Origin of the sequence: Carboxylicivirga fragile (assembly GCF_050589805.1) — a bacterium.
Taxonomy (GTDB): Bacteria; Bacteroidota; Bacteroidia; order Bacteroidales; family Marinilabiliaceae; genus Carboxylicivirga; species Carboxylicivirga fragile.
The window spans coordinates 111,550-121,966 of record NZ_JBNGOY010000012.1; the positions used below are offsets into that span (position 1 = coordinate 111,550).

At 37.0% G+C, this 10,417-nt stretch carries 12 protein-coding genes; 9 read left to right on the forward strand and 3 right to left on the reverse strand.

Translation table 11 applies throughout. The features are described from left to right. Positions 1 to 131 precede the first annotated feature (131 nt). The 9 genes from ACRD7B_RS07195 (at position 132) to ACRD7B_RS07235 (ending at position 8,339) form a co-directional block, all read left to right on the forward strand. On the forward strand, positions 132 to 1,757 hold the full coding sequence (locus tag ACRD7B_RS07195; RefSeq protein ID WP_430823817.1) for a sulfatase-like hydrolase/transferase: 1,626 nt from the start codon (positions 132 to 134) through the stop codon (positions 1,755 to 1,757). Between the two features lie 158 nt (positions 1,758 to 1,915). Further along, a complete protein-coding gene (locus tag ACRD7B_RS07200) occupies positions 1,916 to 2,209 on the forward strand; it encodes a hypothetical protein (protein ID WP_430823818.1) in 294 nt (97 codons plus the stop codon). 146 nt (positions 2,210 to 2,355) lie between these two features. Beyond that, a complete protein-coding gene (locus ACRD7B_RS07205) occupies positions 2,356 to 3,468 on the forward strand; it encodes an ABC transporter substrate-binding protein (RefSeq protein WP_430823819.1) in 1,113 nt (370 codons plus the stop codon). A gap of 52 nt (positions 3,469 to 3,520) precedes the next feature. Then, positions 3,521 to 4,276 carry a porin family protein gene (locus ACRD7B_RS07210; RefSeq protein WP_430823820.1) on the forward strand — a complete coding sequence of 252 codons (756 nt, stop codon included), beginning with the start codon at positions 3,521 to 3,523 and terminating at the stop codon, positions 4,274 to 4,276. A gap of 12 nt (positions 4,277 to 4,288) precedes the next feature. Beyond that, complete coding sequence (locus tag ACRD7B_RS07215) at positions 4,289 to 5,047, forward strand: hypothetical protein (RefSeq protein WP_430823821.1); 759 nt, start codon at positions 4,289 to 4,291, stop codon at positions 5,045 to 5,047. 137 nt (positions 5,048 to 5,184) lie between these two features. Next, positions 5,185 to 6,033: a hypothetical protein gene (locus ACRD7B_RS07220; RefSeq protein WP_430823822.1), complete on the forward strand. Its 849-nt coding sequence runs from the start codon at positions 5,185 to 5,187 to the stop codon at positions 6,031 to 6,033. An 18-nt stretch (positions 6,034 to 6,051) separates the two neighbouring features. Next, positions 6,052 to 6,594, forward strand: a complete 543-nt coding sequence (locus tag ACRD7B_RS07225; protein ID WP_430823823.1) for a hypothetical protein — start codon at positions 6,052 to 6,054, stop codon at positions 6,592 to 6,594. 403 nt (positions 6,595 to 6,997) lie between these two features. Continuing rightward, positions 6,998 to 7,549, forward strand: a complete 552-nt coding sequence (locus ACRD7B_RS07230) for a hypothetical protein (protein WP_430823824.1) — start codon at positions 6,998 to 7,000, stop codon at positions 7,547 to 7,549. A gap of 271 nt (positions 7,550 to 7,820) precedes the next feature. Then, positions 7,821 to 8,339 (forward strand): hypothetical protein, encoded by a 519-nt coding sequence (locus ACRD7B_RS07235; RefSeq protein ID WP_430823825.1) that lies wholly within the window; start codon positions 7,821 to 7,823, stop codon positions 8,337 to 8,339. Positions 8,340 to 8,927: 588 nt separating this feature from the next. On the opposite strand, the gene ACRD7B_RS07240 is transcribed toward ACRD7B_RS07235, so the two are convergent. From ACRD7B_RS07240 to ACRD7B_RS07250, 3 genes are all read right to left on the reverse strand, one after another. Further along, complete coding sequence (locus ACRD7B_RS07240; RefSeq protein WP_430823826.1) at positions 8,928 to 9,101, reverse strand: hypothetical protein; 174 nt, start codon at positions 9,099 to 9,101, stop codon at positions 8,928 to 8,930. A gap of 320 nt (positions 9,102 to 9,421) precedes the next feature. Beyond that, positions 9,422 to 9,970: a DUF4136 domain-containing protein gene (locus ACRD7B_RS07245; RefSeq protein ID WP_430823827.1), complete on the reverse strand. Its 549-nt coding sequence runs from the start codon at positions 9,968 to 9,970 to the stop codon at positions 9,422 to 9,424. 94 nt (positions 9,971 to 10,064) lie between these two features. Next, complete coding sequence (locus ACRD7B_RS07250) at positions 10,065 to 10,238, reverse strand: hypothetical protein (RefSeq protein ID WP_430823828.1); 174 nt, start codon at positions 10,236 to 10,238, stop codon at positions 10,065 to 10,067. Positions 10,239 to 10,417 lie beyond the last annotated feature (179 nt).

Below are 10,417 nucleotides of genomic sequence, written 5' to 3' on the forward strand. Positions count from 1 at the left end.
GATCGCTCTGTTTTTGCGGTTTTTTGATAGTGTTCTTTATTAACAAAAACAAAATCTAGTACTTCGTGTTGTAATATTGAACTTTACAAACAATTGTTCTAAATTGACTTAATACTTAAACACAAATAATTATGAAACACTTCAAGTCGTTACTACTAGTTATCTTACTAGGCGCATTCATTACTACTAATGCACAGGAAATTATCCATGATGCTGAACAAACCATTCTCCAGGAACAATATGGTGAGCAATGGGCCGCTCAAGACAAAGAAATTGATAAAAAACTAAAAGCGCTTGAGAAGAAGTATGGCAAAAAGCCAAATATCATTCACATCATGTGGGATGATAATAGTTTTGGTGAAGTTGGTATTGAAGCATTTAATAAAATACGTGGCTTTGATACTCCGCGATTAAATAAAATGGGTGAAGATGGTATTGTTTTTACACGAATGTATACTGAACCATCTTGTACACCTACTCGTGCAGCTGCTTTAACCGGGCGTTTAGCCGTTCGTAGTGGTATGCATACAGTATCATTCCCACCAGAGGGAGCTGGCTTACCAGCTGAAGAAGTAACTATAGCTGAAATTCTTTCAGATGCTGGGTACAATACTGGTTTTGTTGGTAAAGGGCATCAGGGCGACATCGAAGAAGCTCACTTACATAATCAAGGTTTTGACGAAGCTACATTTTCAATGTATAACCAATTTCCTCCAGCAATGTGGCACTCTCAAGGCCAAGCTGCGGGTATGAGTATTGGTTATGAAAAAGATATGCATGAAAAGAAATATTTAGTAGATCAAACTTGGCGTCCTTACGGATATATCATGGATATCGAAGGTAAGAAAGGTGAAAAAGCTCGCGAAACTCTTCCTCCAACTTTAGAGAATTATAGAAAAACATTTGAAATTCATCAAGAAAAAGCATTAGATTATATCGATCGTAAAGCAGATGATGATAAACCATTCTATTTAGCTTATTGGCCAAATGTTTATGACTTAATGCGTGTTGGTCAGGAAACAACAACCAGTAATAGTTCTGCTTTTGCTCAAAACATGGACCGTTTAGACAGACATATTGGAGAAGTTCTTGATTTACTAAAAGAAAAAGGAATTTCTGAAAATACGCTTATCGTTGCCATGGCTGATAATGGCCCAATGGTTGAAGTTCCTGCGGCAATGTATCAAGTTGTATTTAATGGAGGTAAAGGTGACTACCGTGAAGGTGGTATTCGTGTGGCTGCATTTGCTCAGTGGGATGGTGTTATTGAGCCAGGAACTTATGTTGGTGATATGATAACTGTACACGATTTATTTACAACTTTTGCTCGCTTAGGTGGTGCAATGGATAAAATACCAACTGACCGTATTATCGATGGTGTTGACCAAACTGCAGTTTTCTTATATGGCGACGCTCAATCTCGTCGTGATTATTACCATGTTTATACCGGACCTTATCATGCAGCTACTATTAAACAACAATACAAACGTGTTTGGATAGGTGGTCGTCCAGGATTAGTGAAAAACGATTTCTACGATTTATATCAAGATCCTCGCGAAATGCGTGGTATGATGGCTCAATTTTTATGGGCATGGGGACCATTCGACATGGTAAAGAAACGTCATGACTTAATGAATGAAAAATATCCTTTTACACCAACTCGTCATGGAACTCCATTCGAAGGAATAGAGAACCTAAGACCAGAAAGTGTACAGTTTCAGCAAACTGTTGTTAAAACAAGAAATACAGGTAAGTAATTTGTAATTGTTTGCTATGTGAAAAGGAGAGGCTATTCGCCTTTCCTTTTTTTTATAAAACCCCAAAGATGAAACGAGCCAGGAGAAAAGTTTTCTTATACAGGAGAATGACTGTGGTGGCGAGTTCCATGTGACAAATAAAAGTAAAATTTAAACACATGAAAAAGCTCTATATTCTTTTAATAGCATTAAGCATGGGTATAAGTGCCGTGGCCCAGGACACCCCTAGTGAAGATGAATTGGCAAAGGCATCACAAAATCCCTTGGCCGCAATGATTAGATTTCCTTTTCAAAACAATACTACCTATGGAATTGGAGAGCACAATGAAGCACAAAACGTATTAAATATCCAGCCAATTTACCCACTTAAGTTTGAGAAATTTAATATTATTAACTTTAATGCTCAAGTATATTACAGTGCAGTAACACCTACAGGTTGGGGGCAATGGTAATCACGTTTCCAACTTCAATTTATGTTTCCTAAATAGCATCTTACATCGTTATTGTCCATTAGGGCTATCGCATTGTCGCATAGGAACAAAAAGACTTGCTTTCCATCCTCATATTTGTATCGTCATAAATAATAAAACTAAAGGTCATGAATAAACTAAAAAACATTACAAGCCATAGCATCCTATTGGCGATTACTATGCTATTTTTTTCAGCTTGTCAAAACATAAGTGAGGAAAACACAAATGCTACAACGGAAAAGAAAGTTTTAAAAGTTGCCGGTTACGACATGGATCGTGTCCAGGCACTGGTTCAAGGTAAAGTAGAAATTGAAGGTTATGAGCTGGATTTTCAAAAAGTTGGCATAGGCGATGCCAATACGGCTGCTTTTAGTGGGGCAGGCACCTATGACATTACCGAAATAGGTTTACACCCCTACATGCTGGCTTATGCCAATAATGATTTCAGAGATTACACGCTAATCCCTGTATTCCCAATTAGAACATTCAGGCACAAGAGTATATTTATACATAGCGACAAAGGTATAAACTCACCTGAAGATTTAAAAGGCAGAAAAATTGGAACACCTGGTTACTCATCCACATCTTTAACTTGGATTAGAGGAATGCTAATGGATGAATATGGGGTTTCGCCCCAAGATATTGAGTGGGTACTTTCCAACAAAGACTCATCTGCCGAAGCTGCAGGAAAAATATCAGCTGAAGAACAGGTTGTTCCCGACGGTATAAATGCCTCGTATGGAACGGCTGGTAAAGATGAATCGGATTTACTATTAAGTGGTGAAGTAGATGCCTTATTCCATGCGGCAGAACCGAAGGCATATATCGATGGTAATACAAAGGTAAAACGTTTATTTGACGATGCGCGTTCAACCGAAAGAGCCTACTTTAAGGAAACAGGCATCTTCCCGATTATGCATGCAGTGGCAATAAAAACAGAATTACTTGAAGAGAATCCTGGTTTAGCTAAGGCTGTTTTTGAAGCCTACTCCAAATCAAAACAAATACATTACATGCAATTGGATAAAATTGGTTGGGCCTACTCTTCCTTACCTTGGTTTGCCCAGGAATACGAAGAAACCAAACAGCTGATGGGAGATAACTTTTGGCCATATGGTATCGAAGACAATCGTAAAGCTCTCGAAACCTTATTCAGGTATTCTTACGAACAAGGCTTAAGTTCACGTCAATTAAGCATTGAAGAACTTTTTTGTAAGGAAACATTAATGTTAAAAGAATAATTTTTTTGATACTTATGCGTATCTTGATTTACCCAAAATGTAATATTTGAACATGCGCCATTACCTAAGTCTATTTACTCTGCTTGTTATTAGTAACCTGAGTATAGCTCAGAAAACAACTGACTGGCAACTGTGGAACAACGTTGAAGTAGGTTCTGACATAAGCAATCAGTTTTATCTAAGTCTGGATGCAAGGTATAGAACTGCTCTAGGAAGCGACCTGGATAATTGGAATAAATCTGGCTTGTTGGTTCGTAGTAAATGGACCTTCAATAAAACATGGAGTTTTTATTTTGACATCATCAATTATTACACAAGTCAAAATAATGAAGAGAACAGCTATGAATTTAGCCAACGCCTGGGTGTTGCCTTCTTTATTTTTAAAAATGGCAACAGCGTTTTCAGAAAAGGTGAACCTGCTTTAATTCAAATAAGCCCACGGCTTGAACTGAGTAATTTTAGTCGGATCGAACATCGAATGTTTCGTTACATGGAATCAAATACCTATAACAGTTACTGGCGGTATAGAAATAGAACACGAGTTAAATATGCGCTTAATCGCGAGAGTATGTTAGAAGAGCATTTATGGCGTCTGGATACAGATATTGAGTTTTTTGTACCCTTAAGCGCCGAACCTGATGAACGTTATTTATCAAACATACGCGTGCGAATTGGCCCCGAATACAAGCATTCAATCCATTGGAGTTTCCGAGCATTTTATAGCTTCGACCACTCTGGGAATGGAGATTCAGGAGGTGGTAATATCGAAAGCCATATGTTAATGCTAAGAATTAAATATGTTTTTTAAAAAAATTGAATTATGATAGTAGGAATAGTAGCACTTATAACAGCCATATTTTTAGGCGGAAGTACCGATGAGTATTTTCTTATTACGGATATTGATAAAGCAAGCAAAGAAATTGTTGTTGATAAACAACGCTCACAAGAAATAATCAAGATCATTAAAAAGGAGAAAAAAACAGCCGATTCCTTTTATAAAACAAGATCAAAAAACCTTAGTAAATTTAAAAAAGGATACCTCAATTACGAACTAAAAAAGGAAGATCTCTTAGGTTTTTATGAAACCCAAATACAATCGGTCACTGAACACCAGGATCTAGTTTTCAATACGCGTTTAGCATGTATCCAACATATTGAAGCCGAGGAATGGGATGAGATTCTTAAGTTATCGCAAGAACGATTTGATAAACAGTTAGCTAAAGAACAAAAGAAGTTAGCCAAGCAAAAGAAAGAAGTTTGGGATATCATTAACGATAAGGTTGATGCTGTTGTAACAGATTCAAAAAATAATAAAGCCGTAAAACAGGAAATTGAGATATTAAAACGCTCATTACTTAAACTTGATGATTCCTTAAGTAAACGTAATGTCAAAGATTCGGAAACTATTAAAAATTACAAGGTTAGTTTCGATGAATTAAAAGCCATCGGAACTAATAACAATGAATTAAGAACAAATGCTTTTGCTTCCTTGGTAATTTTCAGAGAGCAAGTAAAAAACAGAGTGGATGAAAAGCAATGGCAAGCCATCATGAAAACCATTGATAAAACACTCTTGTAAGGTATCGGATTTATTTATCCTTTCTGTCCTATAAAAAATCGGACATCTCCCCTGACAAAACAGGGGAGAATTATAAAACCTACGAGGTAAGACTCAATTAGTCCGTTAAACCCTATCCCAGTGTAAAACCAATGAAAATGATAAAATCAAATTTTATAATTCTGCTGATTTCGTTATTAACTTGCTTCGCGGCATCTGCTCAGCAAACCGACAGCATTATGTCGAAAGCTGAACTCGAAAAATTACACCGTGAGCTTGATAATCCTTTGGCCAAAAGATGGTCATTGGTATTTCAAGAGAATTATGGCATTAGCCAGGGCAATTTAGTTGATGGGAATGTTACATCCAACACCTTCTTTTTTCAACCTGCCCTACCTATCCCATTTGGCAGAAACAAGGTATTTACAGCGAGGCCTGTATTCCCAATTGTAACTCAGCCCGATTTTTCAGCTGACGCCAGCGGAGGCAGAAAAGTAAGCGGTTTTGGAGATATACAGATGGCAGCTCTATTTGGTCCTGGAAACGCCAAAGGAATCGTATGGGGGCTTGGCGCTACTTTTGTTTTCCCAACTGCGAGTAATAGTAATCTGGGGCAAGGCAAGTGGCAGGCTGGCCCAACTTTTATGTTATTTCATTTGGCCAAAACCTGGAATAAAGGTGTTTTTATACAGCATTGGTGGTCGTATGCAGGCGATGAAGACAGAGCCGATGTAGCACTTACCGATTTTCAATATGTTATCAGGCGTAATTTTAGTAACTGGTCGCTAGGTATGGGACCATCGGTTAAAATAAATTGGAAAGCCGGATGGGACGAAGGAGTTACTATACCTATAGGCTTTGGATACACCAGAACAGCCTTAGTTGGCAAAACGCCTTTTAAATTGCGTATTGAACCGCAATACAGTATTTATCGATCAAGTGAATATGGCAATGTCTGGAACATTCGAATACAAATTGCTCCTGTAATTAAAAGCCCGTTTATATAACCTTTGTGCACTATTTCTATGAAATTCTTTTCAAGCCTGAAACCACTTTTATCAAGATGCTTATTGATCGTTTGCCTGTTTTTTGTATTCCTTGGCATCCTAAAAGCGCAATCGCATAACGATCATAGCGTGGATACTCACCATAGTAACGATGCTCATCACCATCAAAACCACGCTGCTTTATTTGTTGGCGGAACCTCCCAATACGACCTAGGTAAGAATATTACAACACTAGGTATTGATTACATGCGCTTTTTCAAAAAAAACCCCCAGTGGGGAATTAGTGCCGCAACCGAAATTATACTTGCTGATGATATCCAATGGCTAATTATTACACCTTTGGTATATCAACCATTCGAAAATTTTTGGTTGAGATCAGGTCCTGGATTTGAACTAGTTCATAATGAAACCCATAAAATCATTGGCACTTTCGTTATGCGCTTTGGTCTTGGCTATGATATTAACGTTGACAACCTAGTCATATCTCCCAGTTTTGATTTTGATTACATTCGTTATCATCCAGCAGTCGTTTGGGGAGTAAATATTGGGATGGGGTTTTAAGTAAAGGATGATTAAGGATACGGCCTTTATTGAAGATCATATCTTGAAGCCTCAATAAGTAGCATTAACAAAGCACCTACAATACTGATAAATAACTTAATCAATTCTCTCCTTTAGGAGAGATGCCCGAAGGGCAGAGAGGTGATAAACTTAAATTGAGATTGTAATTATTCAGGATACAATCTTTATTGGCAAGACACTAAAGAGATCGGATCCTGAATTCTGCTTAAAATTAACAATAGCACATCTCCCACTTAAGGATACGATCTTTATTAGCAAGATGCAAATAGAGATCGTATCCTTAGTCCGATTGGAGCATTCTTATGTCATTTTGGGGTATACAGAGGTCGCCAATACCTTCATCTTTGTATTGTCAATGAAATAATAATAAAAACAAAATGTCATGAAAAATTTTGCAACAAGCCTTCTAACAGTATTCGCACTGAGCTTATCATTTTTAAGTTCAGCTCAGGAAAAAATGGTATTACCAAAGGGAACAACCATTTCGATTAATGTTGATCGTAACATTGCATCAAAATCGGTTCAACCAGAATTTCAATTTGGTGGTGTTGTTGATTTGGATGTACTAAGCGATAACAAAATTCTTATTCCATCCGGAACTAAGGTAATGGGTAAAGTTGTATCGGTTAAAACAGCAGGTCGCGTTGCTGGTCAGGCCGAAATAGTTCTTGTTCTTACCAAAATACAAAAGGGAGACGAGTATTTGCCTATTGAAACAGCAGCCATTGCTGTTCAAGGTGAAGCTCAAGGTAAAAAAACAGTTAGAAATGTAGGTGTTGGTGCTGCAACAGGTGCTGCATTTAATAAGGGTAAAGGAGCTGGACGCGGAGCCGCTACCATGGGAGCTGCTACAATATTATCAGGCGATGGAAACATTACAATCCCCAAAGGATACAACTTACAGTTTCCTACTGCCGATAGTGTAAGTTTCTAAACTTGATCATAAAATTAATAACAAGGTACTATGAAGTTCATAGTACCTTTTGCCGTATCAGGTAAAAAACTAAACACAGAAGTACTGAGAAGTTTCATCAAACGTATTAGCCATTTATAACATCAATCATGAAATATCTATTTTTAATTTTTATCAGCTCGTTCGTTACACTTAGCACCATTGAACTTAAGGCGCAAGATGAACAGGAACCGGATGCGAATAATCCCATAGATCATAATTCCACAACCGCACCTATGGTAGCGACAAGCAAATGACTCAATTTATCGCTAATGCCACTTTTAAGAGATGGTTTGTACGTTTTTCAACCGAAGCTGAATTTAATCATAAGGCTGATAATCTTTACAAAGGTGGAAATATTGTCGTATCACGTTTATTTAATGGCAAAAACCCAAGCCAAAAATATGGTGTTGGTGCCATTGTATCGTATATCAACTCCAAAGGAATGGCTGCCGGTTTAAACGTGGTATCAGTAAATCCTTTTGGTGATTGGAAGTTTATTTCACTTACCACCTACCAGCTTGGTGATGATATATCAATGTTAGAATTTCAGCCAGGCTTATACTTAACTCTAAAAAAGGGTTGGTATATACGCAATCATCCTCGCATGATTTTTGATTTTGCTTCTGACTACTATGAAGTACCGGTTGGTGCTGGTTTTGGTAACATTATTGATGTAAGTGGCACTAAAGTAAACTTATTGGTTGAACCTCAATACGATTTTTCTAATAATAGAATGATGCTTTACGCCGGTGTTAAGGCACTTTTTTAATTTAATAGAGCTATAGTTTTTTAGGCAGAAGTCAGTAGTTGAAAGATCAAGCTAAGGTAGTAAAGTTTTATACCGCAGATTGATCTAAATGCGCCTTTAGTGCATTCCATTTCTAAAGTAACTTTGCTTATGTATCGGCCAGGGGTATCGCCTTTAAAAACATTAATAAATAATACATTGTATTTTTAACCACAGATTTAGCTTCGCTGATTATCAATTCTATAATTAAACAGATTTTTAGTTCCGCTTTGCGGAACAATTTGTGATAATCCCGATGGCTATCGGGAGTGAAATTCGTGGTCTTTTTTACTATATTGTTTAATAGCAATTTCACTAATGTATCGGCATTATACCAGCGCATTTTGTAATACATTTGGTATAATTGGTATTAAACATGGTATCCTTTTTTTAGAGCATACAAATAAGGCATGCCAGTAATAAACTTACTTAGCATGCCTTATACCCAAAATGGTTTTCAACCTCACCTCTATCTATTCTTATCTCATTTCACCTATAAAGTTATCGGGAGGAAGAACACTTTTGTTAGCCCTCCCGATGGTCATGAAATAATTTGTTTTGTAAGCTTTCCTATGCCGGAGCAACAGTTGGCGGTTGGGCAATTGGATTTTCCGCACCTGGTGCAATTGGCTGTGCCACTTCATCCGTATTTTGCGGCACATAGTCATCATCGCTACTGCATGATGTAAAACCTAATCCCATTACAAATAAACCTACTGCAAATAATGTTTTTAACTTTTTCATGACTTTTAATTTTTACTGTTCAACTTTGTTTTTTTACTATTACAAAGGTTGAATTAAAAGTCCCTCCATTTTATTCCAAAAAGACAATATAATGTCCCAAACAGACAACATGATTTTTTAAACAGTACAGTTAACCAGCACTTCAAATAACAATTCGGATGAACATATAGCGATTAACAGACAAACAATCTTTCTCTACGCATAAGAAAACACATTTAACACAAAGAGGTAATCCGTTTTAGGAAAACCCCTTTGTACTGTTTCTGACAATCTCGAGAGGGAGAACATATTTGTTCACCCCCTCAATGGTCATGAATAATTTATGACTGAGTCCTATCTATAGGAAATTCTTCAAATACTTTTGCAATTACTGCATTAATTTTTTCTTCGGCTTTTTTATTCTTGCCCTTAAATTCATCTTCAGCTGTTCCTATCCATAGTACTTCATCTGTTTCGGTATCAACTACTGCAATTTGAAGTACTCCCGTGGCGGTAGTATATTCCTGTGTATCACTCTGGCTATTGGCCATGCCATATCCACCTCTTCTAAAACCAACTCCTCCTGTACGGTAATGATTAGTATTGGTTGAATAAGACTTTTGAACATCTATTCCAAAGCCCCACACTATTTCAAGCTCCGCTTCTTTTTCCTGAATAAGGCCACGCTGTTCTGTTTCATTTACAATGGCATTTTCTATACGTTTGGTATTGATAGGATTGATACTCTCATTAGTACCTTCAACTTGTTTTATCGCATAACTTGTAAAAGCATTAAAATCGGCGTTGCTAACCTGGTCACTACTTACCTTGGTTGAAGAACAACTCGTCAATAAGCCTATGACCGCTATTATTATTGTTAAATTCTTCATAACTTCAAATTTTACTTGTTTATTAACTAATAATTAATGAATTAAAGACCCGGTCCTGCGGCCAAGGTCTTCAAAAATCTACCTCCCCATTTCTTTATGCAGGCGCTACCGTTGGTGGCTGTGCAATTGGATTTTCTACCCCGGGTGCATTTGGCTGTGTTGGCTCGCCTGGATTAACCGGCGTATAATTATCATCGCTGCTACAAGATGTGAATCCTAATCCCATTATAAATAATCCAACTGCGAATACTGTTTTTAACTTTTTCATGACTTTTGTTTTTTAATATTTGACTTTTATTCTGGAACGGTTCTTCTATAACCATTATGTAAGAAAGAACCGTTCCTTATTTTGTTAGTTGATCTTTATTGTTTTTGTTGATACAAAGATTGCTCGTTTCAATCTCTGCTTTTATTCCAATCCGACTTTGTAATAACCCTTAAAGACTT

Bases quoted from the DNA above. Each gene is read 5' to 3' on its own strand.
- ACRD7B_RS07225 (WP_430823823.1), top strand. From the start codon at position 6,052: ATGAAATTCTTTTCAAGCCTGAAACCACTTTTATCAAGATGCTTATTG.
- ACRD7B_RS07210 (WP_430823820.1), top strand. From the start codon at position 3,521: ATGCGCCATTACCTAAGTCTATTTACTCTGCTTGTTATTAGTAACCTG.
- ACRD7B_RS07195 (WP_430823817.1), top strand. From the start codon at position 132: ATGAAACACTTCAAGTCGTTACTACTAGTTATCTTACTAGGCGCATTC.
- ACRD7B_RS07230 (WP_430823824.1), top strand. From the start codon at position 6,998: ATGAAAAATTTTGCAACAAGCCTTCTAACAGTATTCGCACTGAGCTTA.
- ACRD7B_RS07235 (WP_430823825.1), top strand. From the start codon at position 7,821: ATGACTCAATTTATCGCTAATGCCACTTTTAAGAGATGGTTTGTACGT.
- ACRD7B_RS07250 (WP_430823828.1), bottom strand. From the start codon at position 10,238: ATGAAAAAGTTAAAAACAGTATTCGCAGTTGGATTATTTATAATGGGA.
- ACRD7B_RS07245 (WP_430823827.1), bottom strand. From the start codon at position 9,970: ATGAAGAATTTAACAATAATAATAGCGGTCATAGGCTTATTGACGAGT.
- ACRD7B_RS07205 (WP_430823819.1), top strand. From the start codon at position 2,356: ATGAATAAACTAAAAAACATTACAAGCCATAGCATCCTATTGGCGATT.
- ACRD7B_RS07220 (WP_430823822.1), top strand. From the start codon at position 5,185: ATGATAAAATCAAATTTTATAATTCTGCTGATTTCGTTATTAACTTGC.
- ACRD7B_RS07215 (WP_430823821.1), top strand. From the start codon at position 4,289: ATGATAGTAGGAATAGTAGCACTTATAACAGCCATATTTTTAGGCGGA.
- ACRD7B_RS07200 (WP_430823818.1), top strand. From the start codon at position 1,916: ATGAAAAAGCTCTATATTCTTTTAATAGCATTAAGCATGGGTATAAGT.
- ACRD7B_RS07240 (WP_430823826.1), bottom strand. From the start codon at position 9,101: ATGAAAAAGTTAAAAACATTATTTGCAGTAGGTTTATTTGTAATGGGA.